Source organism: Gemmobacter caeruleus (genome assembly GCF_008271655.1).
In the GTDB taxonomy this organism is placed as follows: Bacteria; Pseudomonadota; Alphaproteobacteria; order Rhodobacterales; family Rhodobacteraceae; genus Gemmobacter; species Gemmobacter caeruleus.
Map to the genome: position 1 here is coordinate 71,155 of NZ_VKKX01000055.1, position 24,318 is coordinate 95,472.

The 24,318-nt window shown below is 62.1% G+C and carries 25 protein-coding genes; 24 read left to right on the forward strand and 1 reads right to left on the reverse strand.

Annotated features, from left to right (window positions below; translation table 11 throughout):
• The first annotated feature begins 46 nt into the window (after positions 1-46).
• The 16 genes from FOA17_RS19485 (at position 47) to FOA17_RS19560 (ending at position 16,326) form a co-directional block, all read left to right on the forward strand.
• Positions 47-385, forward strand: coding sequence for a hypothetical protein (locus FOA17_RS19485; RefSeq protein ID WP_141135736.1), 339 nt, complete (start codon positions 47-49; stop codon positions 383-385).
• Positions 294-983, forward strand: coding sequence for a lytic transglycosylase domain-containing protein (locus FOA17_RS19490; protein ID WP_238991906.1), 690 nt, complete (start codon positions 294-296; stop codon positions 981-983). Before FOA17_RS19485 ends, FOA17_RS19490 begins: the two co-directional genes overlap by 92 nt.
• A gap of 20 nt (positions 984-1,003) precedes the next feature.
• Positions 1,004-1,303: a TrbC/VirB2 family protein gene (locus tag FOA17_RS19495; protein ID WP_149143160.1), complete on the forward strand. Its 300-nt coding sequence runs from the start codon at positions 1,004-1,006 to the stop codon at positions 1,301-1,303.
• Between the two features lie 12 nt (positions 1,304-1,315).
• Positions 1,316-1,582 carry a VirB3 family type IV secretion system protein gene (locus FOA17_RS19500; protein WP_149143161.1) on the forward strand — a complete coding sequence of 89 codons (267 nt, stop codon included), beginning with the start codon at positions 1,316-1,318 and terminating at the stop codon, positions 1,580-1,582.
• Positions 1,572-3,914 (forward strand): VirB4 family type IV secretion/conjugal transfer ATPase, encoded by a 2,343-nt coding sequence (locus FOA17_RS19505; protein ID WP_149143162.1) that lies wholly within the window; start codon positions 1,572-1,574, stop codon positions 3,912-3,914. Before FOA17_RS19500 ends, FOA17_RS19505 begins: the two co-directional genes overlap by 11 nt.
• 242 nt (positions 3,915-4,156) lie before the next feature.
• Positions 4,157-5,248 carry a lytic transglycosylase domain-containing protein gene (locus FOA17_RS20365; RefSeq protein WP_275260250.1) on the forward strand — a complete coding sequence of 364 codons (1,092 nt, stop codon included), beginning with the start codon at positions 4,157-4,159 and terminating at the stop codon, positions 5,246-5,248.
• Positions 5,245-6,042, forward strand: coding sequence for a type IV secretion system protein (locus tag FOA17_RS19515; protein WP_149143164.1), 798 nt, complete (start codon positions 5,245-5,247; stop codon positions 6,040-6,042). The genes FOA17_RS20365 and FOA17_RS19515 overlap by 4 nt, the downstream gene beginning before the upstream one ends.
• A 2-nt stretch (positions 6,043-6,044) precedes the next feature.
• Complete coding sequence (locus FOA17_RS19520) at positions 6,045-6,524, forward strand: hypothetical protein (protein WP_162528327.1); 480 nt, start codon at positions 6,045-6,047, stop codon at positions 6,522-6,524.
• Positions 6,524-7,522 (forward strand): TrbL/VirB6 family protein, encoded by a 999-nt coding sequence (locus tag FOA17_RS19525; protein ID WP_149143166.1) that lies wholly within the window; start codon positions 6,524-6,526, stop codon positions 7,520-7,522. Before FOA17_RS19520 ends, FOA17_RS19525 begins: the two co-directional genes overlap by 1 nt.
• A 47-nt stretch (positions 7,523-7,569) precedes the next feature.
• Entirely contained in the window at positions 7,570-8,250 is a 681-nt protein-coding gene (locus FOA17_RS19530; protein WP_149143167.1) for a VirB8 family type IV secretion system protein, read from the forward strand.
• A gap of 1 nt (position 8,251) precedes the next feature.
• Positions 8,252-8,968 carry a TrbG/VirB9 family P-type conjugative transfer protein gene (locus FOA17_RS19535; RefSeq protein ID WP_149143168.1) on the forward strand — a complete coding sequence of 239 codons (717 nt, stop codon included), beginning with the start codon at positions 8,252-8,254 and terminating at the stop codon, positions 8,966-8,968.
• On the forward strand, positions 8,965-10,287 hold the full coding sequence (locus FOA17_RS19540; RefSeq protein ID WP_149143169.1) for a TraB/TrbI/VirB10 family type IV secretion system protein: 1,323 nt from the start codon (positions 8,965-8,967) through the stop codon (positions 10,285-10,287). Before FOA17_RS19535 ends, FOA17_RS19540 begins: the two co-directional genes overlap by 4 nt.
• Positions 10,287-11,273 (forward strand): ATPase, T2SS/T4P/T4SS family, encoded by a 987-nt coding sequence (locus FOA17_RS19545; protein ID WP_149143170.1) that lies wholly within the window; start codon positions 10,287-10,289, stop codon positions 11,271-11,273. The genes FOA17_RS19540 and FOA17_RS19545 overlap by 1 nt, the downstream gene beginning before the upstream one ends.
• A gap of 65 nt (positions 11,274-11,338) precedes the next feature.
• Positions 11,339-13,549 carry a hypothetical protein gene (locus FOA17_RS19550; RefSeq protein WP_149143171.1) on the forward strand — a complete coding sequence of 737 codons (2,211 nt, stop codon included), beginning with the start codon at positions 11,339-11,341 and terminating at the stop codon, positions 13,547-13,549.
• Between the two features lie 2 nt (positions 13,550-13,551).
• Positions 13,552-15,534 (forward strand): type IV secretory system conjugative DNA transfer family protein, encoded by a 1,983-nt coding sequence (locus FOA17_RS19555; RefSeq protein WP_149143172.1) that lies wholly within the window; start codon positions 13,552-13,554, stop codon positions 15,532-15,534.
• Between the two features lie 195 nt (positions 15,535-15,729).
• A complete protein-coding gene (locus FOA17_RS19560; protein ID WP_203232361.1) occupies positions 15,730-16,326 on the forward strand; it encodes a WYL domain-containing protein in 597 nt (198 codons plus the stop codon).
• A gap of 412 nt (positions 16,327-16,738) precedes the next feature.
• Here FOA17_RS19560 and FOA17_RS19565 read toward each other — a convergent pair whose 3' ends face one another.
• Positions 16,739-17,509 carry an IclR family transcriptional regulator gene (locus FOA17_RS19565; RefSeq protein WP_149143174.1) on the reverse strand — a complete coding sequence of 257 codons (771 nt, stop codon included), beginning with the start codon at positions 17,507-17,509 and terminating at the stop codon, positions 16,739-16,741.
• Positions 17,510-17,724: 215 nt separating this feature from the next.
• On the opposite strand from FOA17_RS19565, the gene FOA17_RS19570 reads away from it, so the two are divergent.
• The 8 genes from FOA17_RS19570 to FOA17_RS19605 are packed head-to-tail and all read left to right on the forward strand — an operon-like array spanning position 17,725 to position 24,317.
• On the forward strand, positions 17,725-18,561 hold the full coding sequence (locus tag FOA17_RS19570; RefSeq protein ID WP_162528328.1) for a cyclase family protein: 837 nt from the start codon (positions 17,725-17,727) through the stop codon (positions 18,559-18,561).
• Positions 18,561-18,908 carry a cupin domain-containing protein gene (locus FOA17_RS19575; protein ID WP_149143175.1) on the forward strand — a complete coding sequence of 116 codons (348 nt, stop codon included), beginning with the start codon at positions 18,561-18,563 and terminating at the stop codon, positions 18,906-18,908. The genes FOA17_RS19570 and FOA17_RS19575 overlap by 1 nt, the downstream gene beginning before the upstream one ends.
• Positions 18,908-19,702 carry an SDR family NAD(P)-dependent oxidoreductase gene (locus tag FOA17_RS19580; RefSeq protein ID WP_149143176.1) on the forward strand — a complete coding sequence of 265 codons (795 nt, stop codon included), beginning with the start codon at positions 18,908-18,910 and terminating at the stop codon, positions 19,700-19,702. Before FOA17_RS19575 ends, FOA17_RS19580 begins: the two co-directional genes overlap by 1 nt.
• Entirely contained in the window at positions 19,680-20,642 is a 963-nt protein-coding gene (locus tag FOA17_RS19585; protein WP_238991907.1) for a 3-hydroxyacyl-CoA dehydrogenase family protein, read from the forward strand. The genes FOA17_RS19580 and FOA17_RS19585 overlap by 23 nt, the downstream gene beginning before the upstream one ends.
• A 50-nt stretch (positions 20,643-20,692) precedes the next feature.
• Positions 20,693-21,964 (forward strand): ABC transporter substrate-binding protein, encoded by a 1,272-nt coding sequence (locus FOA17_RS19590; protein ID WP_149143177.1) that lies wholly within the window; start codon positions 20,693-20,695, stop codon positions 21,962-21,964.
• 58 nt (positions 21,965-22,022) lie between these two features.
• The gene (locus FOA17_RS19595) at positions 22,023-22,751 is read left to right on the forward strand and encodes an ABC transporter ATP-binding protein (RefSeq protein ID WP_149143178.1); all 729 of its coding nucleotides are present in this window, start codon (positions 22,023-22,025) and stop codon (positions 22,749-22,751) included.
• On the forward strand, positions 22,744-23,448 hold the full coding sequence (locus tag FOA17_RS19600) for an ABC transporter ATP-binding protein (RefSeq protein ID WP_149143179.1): 705 nt from the start codon (positions 22,744-22,746) through the stop codon (positions 23,446-23,448). The genes FOA17_RS19595 and FOA17_RS19600 overlap by 8 nt, the downstream gene beginning before the upstream one ends.
• Before the next feature lie 5 nt (positions 23,449-23,453).
• A complete protein-coding gene (locus FOA17_RS19605; protein ID WP_149143180.1) occupies positions 23,454-24,317 on the forward strand; it encodes a branched-chain amino acid ABC transporter permease in 864 nt (287 codons plus the stop codon).
• Position 24,318 lies beyond the last annotated feature (1 nt).

The window sequence follows — 24,318 nt, forward strand, 5'->3', positions numbered from 1 at the left end:
CTTTCCGTTACAACGATCCCCGACAGATCGAACCCGAGGGGAACCCATGACGACAAGAAGACGTGCTTTGCCCGTCTTGCTGGAACGCGATTTCCGCAAGATGGCGGCAACGGAAGGAGCAACGGTTGAGATCGAGTGTGTGTCAGCTCCGGACCCCGAGGGGCGCTTTTCCGGCGAGTGGCTGTTCTATGTCGTCAACGCCTCAGGCGAACGCTTCATGCTGGTCACGGCCCTTGCACGGGAACGGATCGTCAACTCGCCGATCGGGATGTTCGGCCTCGCCTTCGGCAAACTTGCCCTCGATCATCTCGACGTGCCTGCTGTCGCTGGCGATGTCCGGCGCGGCATGCGGAGCCTCGCAGGCCGAGGTGATCCGGTGGAATGACAGGGGCGGGCAGGGGACAGCGATCGAGCTTGCCGCACTCGATACATCCGTCCTGCGCTATGACGGACAGGGCAAACTGATTGCTCCGATGCGGCAAGAACCGGAAGAAGAGGCCCGGGAAGGGGAGGGGGAGACAGTCGACGTCTCTTTCAGCTCCAAAGGCGTTGCGGCACCGGCTGAGGTGCTACCCGCGATCCGGCTGATTGCAGCCCGCTATCAGGATGATCCGGCTCTCTTGGCGCTGGATCTCTCACCAGCTGAATGGGCCGCGTTCTTCCAGGCGATGATTAAGGTCGAGAGCAATTACACCCAAGGGGCCAGCAGCCATGCCGGGGCCCTGGGCCTCGCTCAGCTGATGCCCGGGACGGCCAACTACCTCCGCGTCGACCCGGCCGATCCGATCGAAAACCTCGACGGTGGCGCGCGCTACCTCCTCGAGCAGATGGCCGAGTTCGGCAGCCTTGAGCTTGCGCTTGCCGCATATAACGCCGGGCCGGAAGCCGTGCGCAAATACGACGGCATCCCGCCCTATGACGAGACCCAATCCCACATCGTAAAGGTGATGGCGGTTTACGACCGCCTCCTCGCCGATCTCTGATCAAAAGGACAAACCAAACCATGCGCACTTCCACACTGGCTCTTCTGGGCCTGACCTTTTGCACCCTGTTGGTGGCTCAGGCTGAACCTGCTCTCGCACAGGTCGTGTTCACGAAAGCTGAGAAGGTCGCGACAGGCCTCCTCGCGTCCTTCCGGGGCGTCCTTGCGACTGCATTCTTTGGTATCGCCTTTGTGGTGACCGGTTTCCTTGCAGCGTTCAACCGCATCAGCTGGGCCTGGGTGGCGTTGGTTGTGGTTGGGGCCTTCCTGGTATTCGCAGGTCCTACCATTGTTGCCAATCTGCGCACCTCTTTCAGCTAAAGGGGGCGCGAGATGGAGAAAAGCGCGGTCATCCTCGGGCTCTCGCGGCAAGCCAAGTTTCTCGGCCTGCCGATGCCCTATGCCATGGCAGTGGGAGCGATGACCGTGGTGCCCTTCATCTTGTTCAAACCGGTCTGGTGGTTCCTGACGGCACCGGTCTGGTACGGCATTGCCCGCACGGCCGCAAAAATCAACCCGAACGGCCACCATGTACTTGCGGTCATGATCGAAACCACGCCGCTCGCCATTTTGAACCGGAGGCGGCGCCATGTTTCTTGAGAGTACGATAACAAAGGGCAGGGCAGGGCGGCTGATCCCGGCCAGCCCGAAGATCTATGCCCATCTGCCATACGTCATCGAGCTTGATGACGAGGTCGTCCGCACCCGGGACAATGCGCTCATGCTGTCACTTGAAGTGACGGGCATCGACGGCGTCACCTCCGGTGCGGCTTCGGTCTCAGCCCTTCGGGCAGGCTTCGCGCATCTCCTCGACACGCTCGACGAGCGGTTCACCTTCTATCTGCACCGGATGATGCGACCAGCGGACACCGGCATCGTGCCCATCCATGGGCTCAGCTTTGCGGCCGACATCGACAAGGCTTGGAGCCGGGAGCTCACCCGCCGCAACCTGCAGGACTCGGTGTTGATCCTGACAGTGGTTCGGCGACAAGTGGCCCCGCTGGCCGTTCCGTTCTTTGGCAGGGCTGCGGCCCGGGTCTGGGGCGAAGACACCGCCCGCCGTCTGGAGGAACTGCGCGAGGTGGCCTCCATCCTCGAGACCGGTCTTGGCATCAAGACCCGCCGGATGAAAATCAGCGATGGTAGCCTGGTTGGCTTCTACGCTTCGCTCCTGACCGGCGAGTTGCGGGACCACCCGCGCAGCCCGTACTGCCTCCTCGCGGAAGACGCCGCCGGTGCCTCCGTGCAGTTTGGCAAAAGTGTGGTCGAGATCGAAGAGGGGACACCCACCACAAAGCTTGCCGCCATCCTCTATGTCAAATCCTACGCCACCGCGACCTGGCCGGGCATGCTCGATGCGCTTGGCGCCGCGCAGGACACGATCATCACCCACAGCTACACCCCCATCGAGCGCGGCAGCATCGCCGAACGGGTGAAGCGCCGCGTGGCCCAAATGCGGTCGGCGGAAGACATCGCCGCCACTGTCGAGGCCCAGCTTTTCGAGGCAGCGGACAAGGCCGAAAGCGGCGCGCTTGGCTTTGGCGTGCATCAGATGACGATCACGGTCTTTGCCTCAAATGAGGCAGAGCTCGACTCAGAGGTCGCCCGCATCCGCGGTATCGCGCATCAGAATGGTATGCGGCTCGTGCGCGAGGTGACAGCGCTCGAAGCGGCGTTCTTCGCCATGCATCCCGGCAACATGGACTACCGGGCGCGCGACATGACAGTGTCGTCAATCAACTTCGCAGACATGGCGTCCCTCCACGCCGCCGATACCGGGACGGAGAAGGCGCGTCTCCCCTGGGCGACGCCGATCACGGCTTTTCAGACGCTGCAGGGCTCATTGCACCGGTTCAGCTTCCATGAGCCGGGCGATCCGGCAGCGGAGCCGACCAATGGCCACACCCTCGTCCTCGGAAAATCCGGCGGAGGCAAGACCACGACCGTCGCCTTCCTTGCCGCCCAAGCGCAAAGGGCAGGGGGCCGGACGATCATCTTCGACAAAGAAGCTGGTCTCAAAATGGCCGTGCACGCCTTGGGCGGTCGCTATGCCGAAGTTCGCGCGGGACGTCCAACGGGCTTGAACCCACTCGCGACCGAGGCCGGAGAGCGCGGGGAAGCCTGGCTCCTCGACTGGCTGGTGGCACTTCTGGAAAGCCGATCCGGACCCATGACGCCCCTGCAATCCGAGGCTCTAAAATCCGCCATCGCCCAGAACGGGAAGGCGCGCGAGGGTCTAAGGAACTTTCAGTCCTTCCAGGAACTCTTCGGCGATGTGGGCGACGGCCTCGATCTCGCGCAGCGCCTGCGCGAATGGGGACCGGATGGCCGCTATGGCTGGGTCTTCGGCGAGGCCAAAGAACCGGTGGTGGATTTCGCCAGCCATGACGTAACTGCCGTCGATCTCACCGAGATCCTCGATCTCGGCACCGAACGCACCGCGATCCTCGGCTATCTCTTCCGCCGCATCGAGATGCTGATCGAAGAAAAGCGCCCGACGCTGATCCTGATCGACGAGGCCTGGAAGGTCCTCGACGACGAGTATTTTGCGAAGAAGCTCGCCGAATGGCTGGTGACGGCCCGGAAGAAGAACGTCGTCGTCGTCATGATGACCCAATTCCCGAGCCAGATCCGGGGTTCCAAAGCCCGGTCGATCCTCGAAGCGCTGCCAAACCAGCTTCTCTTCCCGAACGGCGAAGCGGCCTCGGCCGACTATGACAGCTTCCGGCTGACCGATGGCGAGCTCGACTTCGTGCTGAACCCGATCCCCGGCCAGCGTCTGGTCCTGTCCCGCTCGCCGCGCGGTTCGACCGTTCTGAACGTCGATCTAAAGGCGCTCGGGCCTCTGCTGACGGCCCTCGGCGGCGGTCAGGCCGGGCTCAATGCCTTCGGCGCAGACTATGCCACGCGGCCCAAATTCTGGAAGGAATAATTACTAAATGAAATCATTGTATTACATAACTTTGCTTATCGGACTCGGATGTTCTGGCCTCGCGGGCTGCGCTGAAGTGCCGATCACCAAGACCAATTGCTGGGCCACCGCTGGTTCTACTGTGACGACTTCCACCAAGGGTGCAAGCCCGGATGCGGGCCTTGTCTCGCGTGGCAACACCTCGCCCGTCGATGTCATTCCCTGCCGCTAAATCTTCCCGATCCGTTAGGGCGCTTGCCCTGATGGCGGCGGCGCTGCCGCTGGCGGCTTTTGCGCAAGGCGTGCCGATTGCCGACGGGAAGTCGATCATACAGCACAGCCTCGAGATCGCGCAGATGTCCTATCTGAGCGGTGCGCGGGAGCTCGAGGCCGACAAGAAGGCGCGGATCGCGGAGTTGCATCAGGAACAGCTCGATGCGCTCGACGCCACGCTGGCGATGATGACGGGCAACACACCATGGATCGGTGATCTGGAAGTGATCCCCGGAGCCGAGGCGGAAGTCCTCTATGATGTCGAGGACGACAGCCCCTATGCAGCGCGGCTGTTCGGAGATGGCAAGACCGGCATCGAGGAGATGATCGTCACTACCGCGAAGAAGTACGCGGGCCATCCGGGCCTCGCGCGGGCCGGTCTCAACCCCGTCGAATTCCGCATCTGGTTCCAGAGCCTCGTGAAACAGGAATCCGGGTTTTCCATCGGTGCGCGGTCACCCGTCGGCGCTTTCGGTCTGACGCAGATCATGCCCGATACCGCCCGAGGCCTCGGCATTTATCCGGCCTATTACGACGACCCGATGCTGCAGCTTGATGGGGGTGCCCGGTATTTCCTGACCCAGCTCAACAAGTTCGGCTCGGTGCCGCTGGCCTTGGCGGCCTACAACGCCGGCCCCGGCAATGTCACGAAATACGGTGGCATCCCGCCCTTCAAGGAAACCCAGGACTACGTTGTCCGCATCACCGGGTTCTTCAACGCCTATGCATCAAAGATCAGCGGCATTGATCAGGTCGGCACCTTCGATCCGCGCGACATGGCGATCGCCACGGCTTCGAATGTCTCGGATGCCGGGCTGCACTATGGCATGGAAGCGAGCCTCGAGATCGAAGCCTCGCTGAAACGGCTCCGCGCAATCATCGAGAAGATCCCGACCACAAAGTCGGCCAAGGAAGCGCTGGATCTCAACACTTATGCCCGGGCCGAGGCCGTGCGGATCGCGCTGATGGTCGACCGAGTTAAGGCCGCAAGGATCAAGGTCGATCAGGCGCGCTACGCGCTCTGGATCGAGGCTTACGCCCGCGACGCAACATTCATCAAGGTAAAGGCTGGTTCCGAATGATCCCAAAGCGCATCCGGGGCGTCAGCGCCCTTCTCCTCACCGCATCCCTGGCGCTGCCGCTCCCAGTGGCGGCCCAAGGCGTGCCCACCATCGACCTCACCAGCATCGCCAAGATCGGCGAGGTGCTGACCGAGGCCAAGCTGCAGGTGCGCGAGATGATCGCCTCGAACCTGAAGCTCGACGAGCAGATCCTGAAGCAGATCGAACAGATCGCCACCCTGAAGGCGCAGCTCGACGCCCTTCGGAACGGGCTGACGCTGGAAGCCTTGGGCATTCCTGACCCCGACACCTTCTTTGACGACATCATGCCGGACGTGGCTGACCTGACGGGCGGTCTTATCGCTGCGAAGGACGGGAAGTACTCCCTGATGACCACCTCGGGCAAAGTCGGCGACAAGCCGGCCGGACAATATGTGTCCGACTTCTTCGCCTCGGTCGGTCTCGACGCGGCCACCGTCGACACGCTTTCGAAAAGCGAGGATCCGGGCGCAGCGCGGATTGGTACGCAGGCCAACACCGCCGCCTTCCTGTCGGCTGCGGCAGAAACCTCCTCCGTCAAGGCGTCCGAAAGCCTGGAACGGGTCCACGATCTCGTTCAGGAGATCCCGGACACCGAGGGGCTGAAGGAAGCCATCGACCTCAACACAAGGGTTACGGCCGAGCTCTCGATCGCCATGGCCAATATCTGGAACATGGAATCTGCCCAACTCATGGGAATGGGGGAAGCCGGTGTCATGGATGCCGCGACGGCCGCCGAGGAAGAGAAGTTCATCAAAGTGATCCGGAAGGAATGAGCATGGACAAGTTTCAAGGTAAGCCGTTCAGCGCGGCACTGATCCTGGCGACCCTGCTGGCGGGGATGGCCAGGGCCGAAACCCCTGCCCCGGCCGATCTGGTGCAGGAAGAGTCCTTTCTCGACGTCCTGCCGAAGGTCGTTTTGCCGGACGATGTCCAGCCGATCCCGGGTGCGGTGAACGAAGAGTTCCGCAACTGCGAGGCCCAGTGGCCGCCGGAATATGCCCTGAGCCAGAAAGGGCCGGAGGCACGCGCATATCGGGATATCTATGGCTACGTGAAGGTGCGGAACGTGATCGCCACAAGCGACTGCACCTGTGCAGGGAAAGTTGCAGCCTGGTCCGACGTGGACCTCATTGCAGCATCTATCCGCAAAGAAACCGGAACAGAGCCTCTGAGCTGGCAGGACACCAAGGCGGTCTTCGACGCCTCGAATGAGCTGTTTCCCATCGCCGAGACCATGTGTGGCGGTTCTTTCTGATGGACAGCGTCTCGACCATTCTGACGACTTTGGATGCGGCGATCACGGCGGCGGGCCAACGGTTTTTCGAAGCAACGGCCAGCGCCGTCGGCCCGATCTATTCGAGCCTCCTTGCCCTCCTCCTCGTCATGGTCGGGATCAATGCCGCCCTCAACGTCTACCGGATCGCCATGCGCGATGCTGTGCAGCTCGCTTTCCGCATCGTGATGGTGCTGATGTTCGGTCTTACCTGGTCGAACTTCAGCCAGATCTATCAGGCCGCCAGCAATGGTCTGAGCGATCTGGCGCTGGAATATTTCCGCCTTGGCGGCAGCGGTGTCGCGACCTCCGCCACAGCAGCCATGGATGACATGGCCAACATGATGGCCGGGAACGTCGATAGCGTTTCCTCTGCCATGTCCTCGATCATGCGGGGGTTCGTTGCCGCCATCCTCTATGTGGTCCTCGGCATCCTGATGGCGGTCTATGTTTTCATCGTCGGCTTCGCCAAGCTGATGATCGCCTTCCTTCTGGGTGTCGCCCCGCTCGCCATCGGGGCCACGATCTTCGAGAAGACCAAAGGCATCTTCGAGGCCTGGCTCTCGGCGATGATCGGCTACCTGATGTACCCGGTTGCCTCCGCAGGGATCATCGTTGCCGTCGTGACCGTCGCGCATGATGTGTTTCGGAACGCAGATGCGGTCACCGATCTCGGCTCGATCCTCGGTTTCTTCGTCATCGTCTTTGTGGGCATCTTCGCCCTGAAGGCCATACCGAATGCCGTGACGCATATCACCGGCCAGATCAGCCTCGCCAGCATCGCGCCCCAAGCCCTCCGGGTTGCGGGCAAGCCTCTCGAAAAAGCCAGCGACTATTCCGCCAGGCGCATGAACGAGTTCCGCTCAGGCTTCATGACCGGCAAGACCGAACATCACCATTTGCGCGATCAGGCGCGGTCGGATGCCGAGCGAGGCCATGCCGCCCGCATGCGGCTCGGCCAGTTCATCCGCGACAGCTGATCGAGCCACCGCCAGCCGCGCCAAACCCCATTTTCCGGAGCAAGACCATGACAGGTTCACCCCCTGAATTGAGAAGTTTTCTCGAAGCCGAGATGTTCTTCGGTGTGAAGAAACGCGAACGCATCGCCTATGCCGTGGCGGGCGGCGGTCTCGCCATCGGCCTCATGGGGATGATTGCCGTCGTCTCCCTCCTGCCCCTGAAAGAGACAGAAGCCTTCCTCGCCATCGTCGACAAGGACACCGGCGTGGCCGAGCGGGTGGTCGCCGTCGAGAAGGCCGGAATGGAACAGGCCGAGGCCATCCGTCAAAGCCTCCTCTTCGCCTATGTCACCGACCGCGAAACCTATGACCAACACGACAACGAGGAACGGATCCTTCGTGCCTATACCTGGTCCGAGGCCAATGCGAAGGCGTCCCTCGTGGCGCTCTGGACCGAGGGGCATCCGAACTACCCGCCAAAGCTCTACGGCGAGAGTTCCAAGGTCCGGGTCGACATCCTCTCGATCACGCCGGTGACCGAGACCACAGCACAAGTCCGCTTCACCAAGACCTGGGTCTCGGATGGCGAGGGTATTCCGGACCGGGAAGGCAAGTTTACCGCGACCGTTACCTACCGGTTCGAGCCCACGAAACAGACCACACTCGATCTCGTCTGGCAAAACCCGACCGGATTCCTCGTCACCGATTATCGCCTCACATCCGAGGCCCTCACCCCTTCGGAAGGCTGACATGACCCGACGCTTCACATTCCTCACGGCGGGTCTTGTGGCCAGCCTCGCGGCCCTGCCCGCCTTTGCCGAGACCGCCCCGAAATCAGGCAGCCATGATGCCCGGGTGACCTATGCCACGTATCAGGAAGGTCAGGTCTACCGGATCACCACGCGGCTTCGGACCGTGACCCTCGTCGAACTGGGCGATGGTGAGAAAATCCAGTCCATCGCCATCGGCGATCTCGAAAGCTTCAAGATCGACAAACTCGAGCGGTCGAACCTCTTCATCATCAAGCCGGTGGTGGCGGGCGCCACGACCAACCTGACGGTCGAGACCCAGAAGAACATCTATTTCCTGCAGGTGACCGAAAGCGCGAAGGGCAGTCCGAACTATTCCGTGAAGTTCACGGTCCCGGGCAGCGCCCGGGCCACGTCGCCCGGAACCGACATTCCGGCGGCCCTGCCGATGACCTACAAGGTCATGAAAAAGGGTAGGCGGCTCCCCGACTTCGCGCCAGTGTCGATCTCTGACGATGGGCGGAAGACCATCTTTGCCATCCCGCCTGGCGCGCCGATGCCGACAATCTTCCGGGCCGATGCCAAGGGGCAGGAATATTCGGTCAACTCCGCCGTGCGCGGCACCACGATCACCGTCAGTTCCCGTTCCGAACGCTGGGTCCTGCGCTACGGGGATGAGTATGTCTGTGTCACCGCGGTAGCGGGTGTCGGCCAATGAGTGAAGAAGATCAGGACGGCAAACTCGCCGCGCGCATGGCTCGTATGAAACCCTCCGAGCTCCCAAAACGCCGACGCGGCGTCAACCCCTACGCCCTCTCGGCAGTGACCGCCGTGGCGGGCGTCGGCGTTGGGGCCTGGCTTGTCCTCGCCGCACCGGAGGCCCCAGCGCCCTCACCCGCGCTCGAAACCGCCTCGGTCAGTGACTTCCAAGGAGCGCAAGGTGCCGACGGTTTTTCAATCACGAAGGAAAAGCCGCAGATCGTCCCGGCCGTCCCGGATACTTCCGAAGCGGATCGGCTCAAGGCCGAGATCGAGGCGCTGAACGCCCAGATCGCCGATCTGAAAGCCAATCCCATAACCGTCACCGATGAGGCGGCGCTCGCCGATCTGAAAGCACAGGTCGCGGCCCTCGATACCGATGCCAAGGCGCGGGAGGCGGCTCTGTCCGACCTCGAACGCGAAAACATCCGGCTCCAGACCGAACTTGAAACCAAAGCTCTCGTCGAGGGTGACGCGGAGGCCGAAGCGGCCCGAGCCCGCGAAGAGGAACTGGCCCGCAAGCGCCAGGAAGCCGAGATGCTGAAAGAAGCCCAAATCCATTCCGACATGGTCGCGATGCGCTCTTCTATGGATATGGGCGGGGAGTCGGGTGGCGCAGCCCCGGCGGCCGGTCCCGGAGGTGGAGGGGCCGCTGTCACGGGCGATGAGGCCTTCCGGCGCGCGGGGGCAAAATCGGCCGAGGTCCGGCAGGCGGAGGTGATCGCCAATCCCGCCTATACCGTGATGCAAGGCACCCTGATCGAGGCCTCGCTTGAAACCGCCGTCAGCACCGGTCTTTCCGGCAACGTTGCCGCCATCGTCAGTCACGATGTCTGGTCCTTCGATATGTCCCGCGTCCTCATCCCACGCGGCTCCCGTCTCTTTGGCCGTTACGATTCCGAGGTCGATGCCGGTCAACGCCGGGTGCTGATCGCCTGGGACCGGATCGTGACCACCGATGGCCAATCCGTGGAACTCGCAGCCTACGGCACGGACCGCATCGGGCGCTCGGGTCTGCCCGGCAAGGTGCGCAACCACTTCCTGCAGCGCTTCGGCACCGCCGCCCTGATCTCAGTGATCGGGGCCGTCCCTGCCATCGCGGCCAGCCGATACGAAGGCGACGAGGTGGCATCCGACACTGCAGAGAGTGTCGGCAATGACCTTGGCGAGGCGGTGAATGATGTCATGGCCGATTATCTGCGCATCCCGCCGACGATCAGCGTCAATCAGGGGGCTGTCGTCATGGTCCGGGTCGACGCCGACATCGAGTTCTACTGATGAGCTACCTCGATACCTATCTCGGGCAGCTCGACGCGGCACTCGCCGACCCGGCCGTCATGGAACTTGCGATCAATGCCGATGGCACGATCTGGGTGGAGCGGTCGGGGCAGATCCACATGGGCCCGAGCGGGCTTGCACCCCTGCCCGCGCGCTCGGTGCGCGATCTCGCCGCCCAGATCGCCAATTCGACCGCGAACACATTTACCGAAAGCGTGCCCCTCGTCTCGGCGGCGGTCCGCTACCGCGAACTGATGTTGCGCTGTCAGGTGGTGGGCACCCCCGCCGTCTCCGGCGGCACAGTCATTGGCATCCGGGTGTTTCGGTCGCGGCAGGGGGACCAGAGGCGCGCACCGCGATCGTTCAGCTTCTTGCGCGGGCAAGAGAAATCCCTGGAAGAGGAGCGGCGGCTCATGGTCGCGGAAATCCGCGCCGGGTCGGAGGGGACTGATGTCAATGCCTTCCTCTTGCGTCTCGTCACCGAGCGGCTGAACGTCATCGTCTCGGGCGGCACCTCGACCGGAAAGACCGAGCTTGGCCGCAAACTTCTGGAGATGGTCGCCCCAGAAGAGCGCATCGTGACCATTGAGGATTCCCTCGAACTCCTGCCCGGTCAGCCCAATACCGTGAGCCTGATCGCGCAGCGTGACGAGGCCTCGCCTCGCTCGGCCGACAAGCTTCTGCAGGCGACCCTGCGTCTTCGGCCCGACCGGATCATCCTCGGCGAATTGCGCGGGTCCGAGGCCGTGACGTTTCTCGATGCGATCAACACCGGCCATTCCGGCTCTTTCACCACGCTCCACGCCCATTCGGCGCGCAAAGCCATGGACCGGCTGGCACTTCTCGTCATGGCGCAGGGCACCAAGCTCAGTTTCGCCGAGGTCATCCGTTACCTCGAGACCTCGATCGACGTGATCCTGCAGATGGGCCGCCAGGGCGACCGCCGCGGGATCATGGAGATGTATTTCCCCGGGCTCGAGAACTGACGGGCTGCGGTCCCCGCCCCTCCCTTTCCTCTCTTGAACGGCCAGCGGGCCGAAAGGTTGCATTCATGGACCAGGAAATTGACGGCCAGCATCTGAAAGGGTCCACAGGGCGTACCGCCGCCCCGGAGCCCGAGGCAGGTGTGACCCGAGCGGCCGCAGAACGGAAGAAGGAATACTTCTCGGTCCGCTTGACCTTCTCCGGGTCTTCCCAGAAGTTCGAAGATCCACGTCTTGCGGGTGAGGCCTTCTTCCGGGCCGATCCGGCTGAGCGGCCTTCGGTCACCCATGTCGATGGCAACACCGCCAGGACCATGGCCCGGACGGAACTCCATGGGCAGCACGAGAGCGGCGAGACGCGGTATTTCAAAACGCTGCCGGACTCGCACGCCTCTGACACAGAATTCCGGGCCGGGTTTTTGGCGGCAATGGAGGCTTCGATCACCGAGCGGCTTGAGAAGGTCGCACTTGGGCGGGATGGCGCAAATGTCCTCGAGCGGCTGGACGCCGGGCTGAAAGACGACCTCGAGGCCTTCGCGCGCCGCGAACCCGAGAAGGCAGCAAGCCTTTGGTCAGAGCGGACGGAGGAACCTGCGCCAGGACCCATTTTGCAGGCGGCAGTGAAGGCGCGGGAAGGGGTGGTGGAAGCGGAAGCGCAGGTTGGTCAGGTCGCCACGGCGGAGAAGCCGCAAGTGGTTGCGACCGGAGATTGGGTGACCACGGACCGGAATGTTGAATTGCGCCCAGTGACTGTCGCAACCGACAGGGGTCTACATGCAGGCTTTGAGGCAAGGGTGCCGGAAGGAGAGACGGAGATCAGCTTTTCGGACCGGGCCTTTGCGACCAGCCGCGATGCCCTGCGCCACGCCTGGGATTTCTACGAAGGCGGCGAAGAGGGGCTCGAGATTGCCATCAGCCGGGCCGCGGCGATGGAGCATGACACGGACGATGATGCGGACCGCGTGCCCTCGGGCCTCGTATTGGAGCATCGCGAACAGCCGGAACTCCCCCGCCCGGAAACCGCGATCTACGCGGGCGAAGAGGCCCAACTCGTCCTGACCCTTGGCCGAGACACGGAAGCGAGTCGCGATCTTGCCGAACGTCTGCTCGCCGATACCGCGTTTCGGCAGGTCGTGGCCGAGCATATCGCCGATGCCGAAGCCACCCTTGGCACCGGCCGGTTTGTCGACGGCGAAGGTTCGAGAGGCTTTCTGCCCGATGAACTCCTGGCCGTCACCTCCTATGGCCGCGATGGGAGTGTTGAGGTGTTGGCCAAGTTCCCGGATGAAGGGCCCCTGAGTGAGGCCTTGGCCAAGCATTTGGCTGAAAGCCCGGTTCTCACGGCCCATGTCGAAGAAGAAAGGTTGCGCAGCGACTTCACGGCTGATCCCGCGCGGGCGATCTCCGCTTGGATCGCGCAGTCAAGCGCCCGGATTGATCGATTGCCGTCGGACCGACAGGAAGAGCTGCGATCCGAAATGCGGGGAATCGCCCAGGAAGCCGCGGCAGCCCTTGGTCTCGATAGAGATCACGCTGGGCGCGAGGCCCCTCCCCGCTCGACGCTCTACAGCACTGCGATCAGCCCAACCACGTTGTCGATAGCAGGCGAAGAAACGGCACTTCAAACGGGCGGCGCCGGCAATCTGCAGACAAGTCTGACCCTCAACGCCCGCCTCGCAGGCATCGACGCCGAAAAGCTTGGCAAGCGTCTCGAAACTGGTGCCGCCAATGCCCGCGAAGAAGAAGCTTGGGTGAAATCCGATCTCACCGACGTCGCCAAGCGTCACGGCTATGACCTCGACAACCCGCAAGGCCGCAGCGCGGCAGCGGAACGCCTGGATCGCTTCTACGAACGTGCCGCCGAGATGATCCAGTCCGCCCGCGGCATCGACGTTTCGCGAGCCCCCGATCCCATGTTCGAAGCCTTGGACAGGATGGCAAAGCTCCATGCCCAGCAAGGTTCCGTCGCCTTCCGCAATGAGACGCAAGCGCGGGATTTCGCGGAAGAGATGAAGGAGCGCTATGGCGCCACCGTACTGAAAGACATCGTCGCCGGACGCACCGATGCCTTGGCCAAGGATGTTCCCGACGCGAGCGCCCGCCAGGCTATGGCAGCGGCCGTTGTTTCCGCGGCAAAGGAACACCCTTCCCTCGGCCTCAGCGCCCATGAGGTCGAGGCTGCAGAGCGCCGGATGGCTGCCGAGGCCGCGAACAAGCCGCCGGAACATGCGCGCGCGCCTGTCCCTGACCGGGCGCATGCCAAGGACAGGGAGTTCTGACCATGCAACGTATTGCGCTGTTGCTCCCGCTCGGCTTGACGGCTGGTGCTCTGGTCGGCCTCATTGCCGGCGGCCTCGTTCTGAACCTGATCCTTGGCCGCGATCCGAACGCGACCGGCATCTTTGTCCTGATCGAGGAATTCCCCGGCTTCGCCCGGCTGACCTCCGTGCCTTGGGTTCTGCCCTGGCAGATCGTCGGTGCCTCGACCGTGGTCTTCACAATCGCCGCCGTCGCCCTGACCTTCCGCCAGCAACTCACGGGCTATGGTCAGGCCAAGTTCCAGGCCCGACCCGAGATGAAGGCGAATGGCCTTCTGCAGCCTTTGGGCGCAGGGATGGTCTTCGGCAAACTCGCGGCTCCCTCAAAGCGCGCGCCTTACGTCAGCGCCACTTTCCAGAAATTCCCGCATTGTCTCGTCGTCGCGCCCACCCGCGCCGGCAAGGGCGTGGGCTATGTCATCCCGAACACGCTTCTGTTCAACGGCAGCATCGTCGTTCTCGACGTGAAGGGGGAGATTTTCGAGGCCACGTCCCGGCACCGGCAGGCCGAAGGCGACGCGGTCTATCGCTTCTCGCCTTTCGATTTTGAACACCCGACCCATCGCTACAACCCGCTCGAGCGCGTCGCACGCATTGAAAATCTCGAACAGCGATACACCGAACTCGCCAAGATCTCGGACTATTTCTTGACGGTCTCGGACAAGGGGACGGCTGGCGACTTCCTGACCGAAGGGCGCGAGCTGTTCGTCGCCGCAGGGCTTCTTGCCATTGAGCGAGGCAGGCCCACCATCGGCGAAATCAGCCGCATCCTCTTTGGTCGTGGTGCGACCCAGGAGATCTACGGGGAGCATGCCGAGGAGGTGAAACACCCCAACGCCGCCCAGACCTTCCGGAAGTTCGCGGGCTATTCTGACCGGACCCTGTCCTCTCACGCTTCAGTCCTTGGTGGCGCGGGCATGACGCTCTGGAACAACCCCGCGGTAGATCGCGCTACCTCTGGCAACGACTTCTCCTTCACGGATCTCCGCAAGCGCCCGATGTCGATCTATGTCGTCGTCAACGCCGATGACATCCGCACCTTGTCGCCGCTCGTTCGTCTGTTTTTCGGCGAGCTCATCGCCACGATGCGTTCCACCCTTCCCGACCCGAAGACCGAGCCCTGGCCCGTCATGGTTATGCTAGATGAATTCGACCAGTTGGGGCCCATGCCCATCGTCGAGCAGGCCCTGAAACAGCTCGCCGGTCACGGCGCGCGAGTGTCGATCATCACCCAGTCGATCCCCGGCCTCGACAACATCTATGGCGAAAACATCCGCATGTCCCTCGAGTCCGCCGCCGGCATGAAGCTTTACCTCGCGGCCAACGACAAGAAGACGGCCGGGGAGATCTCGGACGCACTGGGAAAGACCACGAAGCTCTCGGTGTCGGACAGCGTATCGCGGGATCGGGACTTCATGCAGCGGCGGTCGGTTAGTCGACGCATGGAGGAGCGGCCGCTCCTGACCCCCGACGAGGTGCGCCGCTTGAACCCGGATCAGGCGATCCTCATCCCGGAACGGCAGAATCCGCTCCTCGTCCATCGGATCGTGTACTTCCAGGACCCGACCTTCAAGACGCTCTTTGAGGCGCAGTCCGGGCCCCTGCCCTATCCGCCCAAGGAAGCAGCCGCGGTTCAGGTGCTGACCGAGCGAATGGAAGCGCTGGAGCGGCGGCTGGCCGAAAAGATGGTCGTCGATTTTGTGCGACCGGAGAAGGCCAAGGCGGACACCTTGGTGGAGCGTGAGCCGAAGCTCGCGACCGAGATAGTGGCGCGGCAGGGGGTCTCCGCGAAGGCGGTGCGGGCACAAACCGATGCCGACGTGGAGGTTGAAGGAAAGGCGATTGCCGCGCGCGAGGTTGATCTCGATGTGCTCAAGCCATCCGTCACGATCGCGGTCGCCAAGATGAGCAAGTTTTCGCAGAAGCTTACCGGCATGGAGCTGTGACACCATCCGGGATTGGACAAGGGACGCAGTCCGTCGTTTCGAGCACTCTGGGCTTGTCAGATACGGGCAGTTTCCAGAGTCTCTGGCAGTCGGTTTCCGTGAAAATACTGGACCAAACGCCCCCTGCCGTGCGATTAAGGGCACCTTTTCCAGTGCTCAGGAGGTTTTGCCATGCGACCCGGTCGCCCCCTGCCCTTGACCCTGACTCGTCGTGCCCTCGGCACCCGGCTTGCCGGGCTGGCCGCTGCAATCGGCTTTGCGCAGAGTGCCGCGGCCGGCGTTGCAGCCCAACCAGCATCTCCCCTGGATCACGAACTGCGTGACGCTGCCCTTCGCGGGCTTGCCCTTGCACGCCACCGCGGCGATCCGGTAGCCGCGGCAACCGCCGAAGCGACGCTGGCCCGCCTCGCGGAAACCGACCCCGAAGCCGCCCTTCTCGGCCGCATTTATCAGTTGCTGGACGTGCGTCCCGCTGCCTATTGGCACGGGGATTTGACTGAGGCTGCCGCTGCCGATCTTGCTGTCCTCCACGGGGCGATCCGCGCCAGCCAGCCGGTGGCCTTCGGCTACGTCGACCTTTCGGGCCAAGAGACCACGCGCACCGTACTGCCACTGGCCCTGGTGCATCCGCCGCAGGGGGTGAAGCTCCTTGCCTGGTGCGAAGAACGAAAGGATTTCCGCCAGTTCTTCGTCCGCGCCATGAAGGGGTTGAGGCTCGGGGTCGGTGATTTCGGCGGGGACCGGCTGGCGCTGCTGCAGGGGTTGCTGGACAAAGAAGCCGGTCGCGCTTGACTGTCGGGGTGAGCGTCGATTGCGGCCCTAAGCCGACCTCCATTACACTACCGATGCCGCGGCGCGGCCCGTCGAACCGGACATTCGCGGCGAGCGCAAAAATTGCTGTTTTTCGGAGATCGGGACCGCGGTGCAAAGTAGACTTTCGCTGCACCTCAGCAGCAATCTCTTTTGCAGGCCGGAGCGCATGGCGTGCACGACGTTGCCCCTTTGCGTCACCAACCTTGCATCATCACGGCAAGGCGGATGATCTCGGGGCTGGTGTTGGAATAGCGGAACAGGGAGCGTTGGGGCATGGCCGGCCACTAAACCGCAGCCCATCCCGGCTCAAGCCAGGTTCTTCTGACAAGACCCTAAGTTGCCCTCGACATCCGATACGGATGGTTGATCACGAACTACAGATCGAAAATCGTCACAACCCAAGCAGGCGCGGGAGCTCAGACCGGAGCCGGAGAAGGGCTGCCGTGACGATCGGTTTTTGATTGATATATCGAGGACTGGGAACCGGAACCGAAACCGCGTGAAGGTCGCCGACGGAATCCACAAACGCAAATCCAAGGGCACTGATACCTTCGGTGTGGTCGTCATGATCCTCAGCAAGTCCAAGAGCCCGGGCTTTCGTGAGAGCCTTGGAAAGGCCGGGCCAGTCGCTTGGTTGCCCCAGTCGTTCCCACTCGTTTTCGGCGATCTTCCGCGCCTCGCTCTCGGACATAAGGGCAAGGCAGGCACGACCGTTAGCTGTTGAAGTTACCGGAAACACCTCGCCGACTGACGACACGGCACGAAGCCGATGCGTGCCCTGCACCTGATCGAGGAAAATCATCCGGCCGCCACGCAGCACGGAAAGATCAACCGTCTCGCCGGTCTCTTCCATCAGTTCCTGAAGAGGCGGACGAAGCTGATCAACGATGTTGTAATGGGCAGCACCTGCCAAAGAATGCAGCTCAGGCCCGAGGCGGACTCCTCCGGCTGCGCCCGAAGTGATCACCAATCGTTCCTCCTGCAGCGCCTGGACGATTCGCTGCACCGTCGAGCGGGGCAGTTCAGCGCGGTCCGCGATCTGGCCAAGGCTCATCCCGCTTGGTGCATCCTTCAGTGTTCGCAGGATTGCCGCGGCGCGGGCGATCACCTGGATGCCATTGCGATTGCCCGACTTGTCCGTGTCGATTTCCTCGACGTCCATAACTGACCCTTTCAGCACACCGGCCGCATCCCGTATCGCCTCAGTGCATCACAGAACGCGGCGAACTGCAATACGATGCAGCTGAACCGACATGTGAGAAATATGTTGACCGTATCGCGGTTCATATGCATCAATGTGCGGGACAGGCGGGGGAGCCTTCCTGAAAATACTAAACGGAAAAAACGCCGCGCTGCGGTGAACGGAGGAGTCATTTCATGGTCATGGTCCGTGGCATCGAGTTCGAAGGTAACCTCGACAACAGTATGGGGCTCGAGTTCTACAACCTCTCGCACCGCTTCGGGTATCAGCACCCGAACTGGCCTTACTTCCAGGACGTAAAGATCGAGCGCATCCATTACATGGCCAAATCGGGTGTGCTGTCGCAGCGCATCACTACGACTATGCACGCCACCACCCACATCGACGCGCCCGCTCACGTTGTTCAGGGGACGCCCTTCATCGACGAAGTGCCGCTGCCACATTTCTTCGGGACGGGCCTCGTTGTGTCGATCCCGAAGAAGAAGTGGGAGCCGATCACCAGCGAAGACCTCGAGAAGGCCTGTGGTCATGCCATCCGCAAAGGCGACGTGCTGATCATCAACACCGGATGGCACAAGCAGTATGAAGACGGGGATTACTTCGCCTATTGCCCTGGCTTCGTGCCGTCTGCCGGTCATTGGCTGGTCGAAAAAGGGGTGAAGGTCGTCGGTCATGACACGCAGGCAAACGACCACCCGCTTGCAACGGCCATCGGCCCCCAGCGCAACGGTCCACTACTACCGCACTTGGCCGAAGAATATAAGGAATGGTCCGGCGGTCGCGACTGGAAGGACGACTTCCCGGAGTGGGAACCGGTTCACAACATCCTGTTCAAGAACGGCATCCTCGGGATCGAGAATGTCGGCGGCGATCTGGATGCCGTGACCGGCAAGCGCTGCACCTTCGCCTTCTTCCCGTGGAACTGGGACAGGGGCGACGGCTGCATCATCCGTCTCGTCGCCATGATCGACAAGGGCGGTAAATACCGCATCGAAAGCGGCGAGGCATTCTGATGCTCGTGAAGCGTTTTCAGGACGCGAAGCCCTATGACGCTCCGAACCATCGGGGCGTCTCTGGCCTGCGCTTACAGGGTTTCGAAGAAGGCGGTCCGACCAACCAGTGGCTGGGCTATTCGCAATTCCTGCCCGGCGGCGGAGCGGGGCCCGACGCAACGCCGTTCGAGAAGGTCTACGTCGTCCTCGAAGGCGAGATGACGGTGATCGTCGGCGGGCAGGAGACTGTCCTGGTGGCGATGGACAGCTGCACAATCGAGCCGGGCGAGGTGCGCGAAATCGTCAACCGGTCCAACCACGTCTGCAAGATGCTGGTGGTGATCCCTTATCCGCCAAAGGTGAACTGATGTCCCTTTCCGACCCGCTTTCGATGTTCGACGTGAAGGGTAAGGTAGCGTTGATCACAGGTGCTTCCGGTGCGTTTGGTGCGGTGGCCGCGCGCGTGCTGGCGGGCGCCGGTTGCTCGTTGGTTCTGACTGCCGGCAACAAGACAGCACTGGACGGGGTCGTTACCGAGGTCGAGGGGATGGGTGCCGCTGCAAAAGGCGTCAACATTCGACCGGACTCGGAAGATGTCTGTGCCGCCCTTGTGCAAGCGGCGGTGGACACCTTTGGCCGGCTCGATATTCTTGTCGTGGCGTCCGGTATGAACAAGGTCGCCAAAATCGAAGATATGGATCCGGAAACCTTTCTGTCGGTGATGGATGCGAACGTCACCCAAAGCTGGCTTCTTGCCCGGGCGGCTACGAAACAAATGAAAGCGCAAGGGGACGGCGGAAAGATCGTCCTCGTCTCTTCTGCGCGCGGGCTGCTTGGTCATCCGGCCGGATACACGGCCTATTGTGCCAGCAAGGCAGCGGTCGATGGCATCACCAAAGCCCTGGGATGTGAACTTGGACCCACGGGAATTACGGTCAATGCCATTGCTCCGACCGTTTTCCGTTCGCCTTTGACGTCCTGGATGTTCGAAGACAGCGAAAATGCCAAGCAAGTCAGGACCGGCTTTCTTGCGCGAGTTCCCAAGGGGCGCCTGGGCGAGCCGGAAGACCTGGCGGGTCCGCTCCTGTTCCTGTCGTCCAGAGCGTCGGACTTTTACACCGGCCACATCCTCTATGCCGATGGCGGATACACGGCGGGCTGAAGCTATGGTCAAGAACCTACAGACAGCGGTGATCGGTGCGGGCCTGATGGGCCATGGAATCGCCCTCACACTGGCGCGCGCGGGCCAGTATGTCGCCATAACGGATTCCATCCCCGAGGCGCGCGCCGCAGTAGCAGGCCGTATAGCGGATAGCCTCCGCCTCATGGGCGAAGACGAAGCGCGTATCGAGAGAATCCTGAGGAAGATCGAAATTTTCGACACCGTGCCGGGCGCGGTGAAAAACGCAGCCTTCATCTTCGAAGCTGCTCCGGAAAAAATGGCCTTGAAGCAAGCGATCTTTGCCGAGATCGAGGCATATGCGCCTGCAGATGCCATCCTTGCGTCCAACACGTCCGTCATGCCGATCACGGAAATCATGTCGGGTTTGCGCGTCAAGTCCCGCGCATTGGGGACGCACTGGTGGAACCCGCCGCACCTGATCCCGCTCGTCGAGGTGATCCGCACCGCTGACACCTCGGAAGCCGCGATCGAGGCGACGATGTCGTTGCTTATGGATGCAGGCAAGACGCCCGTGCGCGTGGAGAAGGACGTTCCCGGATTCATTGGAAACCGTTTGCAGCATGCCCTTTGGCGCGAAGCGGTATCGCTCGTCGAACGCGGCATTTGCGATGCTGAAGCGGTTGATACGGTCGTGAAGTCCTGCTTCGGCCGACGTCTGGCTGTGCTGGGACCGCTCGAGAATGCCGATCTCGTCGGCACCGATCTGACGCTCGACATTCACAACACCGTTTTGGCTGATCTTGAGCACCGGCCCGGTCCGTCGCCGTTGCTCGAACGGCTGGTGGCCGAGGGGAAACTCGGAATGAAAAGTGGTGAAGGCTTCCGGCGATGGACACCAGAAGACGCGAAACGACTGCGCGAGAAGGTGGCCCGCCATCTGATCCGATTGGAAGGACTGTTGAACGATAACGAAGCATGACGGGTGAATGGCCGGAGGAGAGCCAGGTAACCTGAACAGGGAGGAAGACTATGCAACGATTGACCAACCGCCGCCGTTTTCTGACTGGAGCGGCCGCCATATTGGCCGCACCCGCCATTCTGCGGTCCACCCGCGCTTACGCCGACACCCCGACGTTGCGCATCGGTCATGTCAGCCCCCGCACCGGCCCGCTCGCCGGCTTTGCCGAGGCAGATGACTACATTCTTCAAGCCATTTCCGAAAAATTCGGGGCGGGCATCGACAACAACGGCAAGACATGGGCAATCGAGATCATCTCGAAGGACAGCCAGTCGAACCCGAACCGCGCGGCCGAGGTCGCAAGCGAGCTGATCCTGTCGGACGAGGTAGATATCATCGTCGCGGCATCAACCCCGGACACCGTGAACCCGGTTTCCGACCAGGCGGAACTGAACGGCACACCCTGCATCACGACGGACTGCCCATGGCAGCCTTATTTCTTTGGTCGTGGGGGTGTCCCCGACAAGGGCTTCGAGAATACCTATCACTTCTTCTGGGGTCTTGAAGACGTGATCGGCGCATTCCTCGACCTTTGGGGCAAGTCTGGCGCCGGCAAGACCGTGGCTGGCTTGTTCCCGAACGACGCCGACGGCAACGCATGGGGCGATCCCGAGCTCGGTCTGCCGAAACCGCTTGCGGCTGCAGGTTACACGTTGGTCGATCCGGGTCGCTACCAACCCCTGACCGACGATTTCAGCGCCCAGATCACCGCCTTCAAGGAAGCCGGATGCGAGATCGTGACGGGCAATATGATCCCTCCGGATTTCGGCACGTTCTGGGCTCAGGCAGCGCAGCAGGGATTTGCTCCAAAAGTGGTGACGATCGGCAAGGCGCTGCTGTTCCCCAGCGTGATCGAAGGGCTTGGCGATCGTGGCATCGGCCTGACCTCCGAAGTCTGGTGGTCGCCCAACCATCCGTTCAAGTCCTCTTTGACGGGCGTGTCGTCCGCAGATCTGGCCGGCGGTTACACTGCGGCGACGGGTCGACCCTGGACTCAGCCCATCGGCTTCAAGCACGCACTCTTCGAAGTTGTGGCGAATGTCGTCGCGCGCGCACAGGATCTCGAAGATCCTGCGGCCATAGTTTCGGCAATCGCTGCGACCGATCTTTCTACCATCGTCGGCCCCGTGAACTGGTCCAAAGGGCCGGTCAAGAACGTGACCAAGACCCCGCTTGTCGCCGGCCAATGGCAGAAGGACGAGAAGGGGCTCGACCTGAAGATCGTCGCGAATTCGAGCGCGCCCGAAATTCCGGTGAACGGCGAGCTGCAGCTTTTGGGCTGAACGAGATGCCCGCGCGTCGCTCTGGGGACGCGCGGGGTTCCACCCATGCGGGGCAACCATGACGGAAATTCTGCGACTTGACGATCTATCGAAGGCCTACGGGGCGGTGACGGTGGCCGACAGCCAAAGCTGGCATTTGAGTGCAGGCGAGGCGCTTGGTGTTATCGGCCCGAACGGGGCGGGCAAAACCTCGATGTTCAACCTCGTGACCGGCACGGTTTCCCCTGACAGCGGGCGTATCTTCTTTGGCGGGCAGGATGTTACCTCGTGGCCTGCGCCGCGCCGCTGCCGTTCCGGCATGGCCCGCAGTTTTCAGGTTCCCCAGCCCTTTGGGGGCATGACGGTCTTCGAAAATGCCATGGTCGCGGCAACCCAAGGTGCCGGACTCTCTTCGCGGGACGCAGAGGCGCTTTGCCTTGATATCCTTGACCGAACAGGACTGTTGCACCGATCCAATACGCTCGCGAAAGGGCTGACGCTGCTCGAACGGAAGCGTCTTGAACTGACACGCGCTCTTTGCGCAAAACCCAAGCTCTTGCTGCTCGATGAAATCGCAGGCGGTTTGACTGAAAGCGAATGTGTATCGCTGATCCAGACCATCAAGGACATTCGCGAAACTGGCGTTTCCATCGTCTGGATCGAACATGTCGTCCACGCGCTCCTTGCCGTGGTCGATCGTCTGATCGTTATCGACTTCGGCAAAAAGATCGCGGACGGCACGCCGCACGAGATCATGAACAGCCGCGAGGTTCGGGAAATCTATCTGGGGATCGAAGCCGATGCCTGAGCCGATCCTCAAAATTGAAGGCCTCGACGCGCACTATCGCGATTTCCAAGCCCTCTACGGCGTGTCCGCGCAAGTAGATCAGGGCGAGGTCGTCGCCATAATCGGGGCGAATGGCGCGGGCAAGACGACGCTGATGCGCTCTGTCGCCGGGTTGCTGAAAAACCGGCCCGAGGCGATCCGTTGGAAAGGCCAAGCCATTGGCCGGCTGCGTGCGGATCAGGTCGCTGCACTCGGCATCGCCCTGGTGCCCGAGGGGAGGCTCTTGTTTCCTTCGCTTTCGGTCGAAGAGAACCTCATCATCGGCGGACAGATCGGGCGCAAGGGGCCGTGGTCGCTGGATACTGTTTACCGGCTTTTCCCGATCCTCAAGGAACGCCGAAATCAACAGTCGACCTCGCTGTCTGGTGGACAGCAACAGATGGTCGCCATCGGGCGCGCGCTCATGTCGAACCCCGAGCTCATCCTGATGGACGAAATCAGCCTTGGTCTTGCTCCGGTGATCATCCGTCAGATCTACGAAGCCCTCCCCGGTATCGTCGGCGAAGGCATGGCAGCGGTGATTGTCGAGCAGGATATCGCCAAGGCGCTGTCGGTCACGAGCCGCGTCTACTGCCTTCAGGAAGGCCGCGTGGCGCTGCAGGGCCTTTCGGCCACTCTCTCGCGGGAAGAGATTTCCCGCGCCTATTTCGGGATGTGACGCGTATGGATTGGGTAAATGCCATTCTTCAGGGCACGCTGCTGGGCGGCCTTTACGCGCTGTTTGCGGCGGGGCTCAGCCTCATCTTTGGCGTGATGCGTTTGGTAAACATCGCGCATGGCGATCTTATCGTTTTGGCAGCCTATCTGGGCCTGACCGCCTCGACGGCGCTTGGACTTCATCCGTTGGTCGCGCTCGTGCTGGTTGTGCCCGCGATGTTTGCCATCGGCTACGTCCTTCAGCGCGGCATCCTGAACCGGACCATGGGGGACGATATCCTGCCACCGCTTCTCGTAACCTTCGGCCTTTCCATCATAATCCAAAACGGACTTCTGACCGTTTACACCGCTGACCCACAGAAACTTCAGGCGGGCAACCTTGAAACAGCAAGCCTTTCGGCGGGCGGGTTGACCGTGGGTGTGTTGCCCTTGATCGTCTTCATAACGGCGGTTGCGATTATCGGTGCGTTGCAGTGGATGTTCTATCACACAGCGCTTGGTCGCGCCTTCCGCGCCACCTCTGATCGTCAGGACATTGCCCAGCTCATGGGCCTCAACCGCGCGCATGTCTTTGGCCTTGCCATGGGCCTCTCCCTTGCTGTGACGGCCGTGGCCGGAATCTTTCTTGGAATTCGCACCTCGTTCGATCCGGCAGTAGGCGGCAGTCGTCTGATCTTCGGGTTTGAAGCGGTGATCATCGGCGGGCTTGGAAATCTTTGGGGCACCCTAGCCGGCGGCATTGTTCTTGGGGTTTCGCAGGCATTGGGCGGGCAAATCCATCCCAGTCTGCAAATCCTTTCTGGGCACATCGTATTCCTTGTGATCCTCGCGGTCCGCCCACGCGGCCTTTTCCCGAAGATGGAGGGCTGAG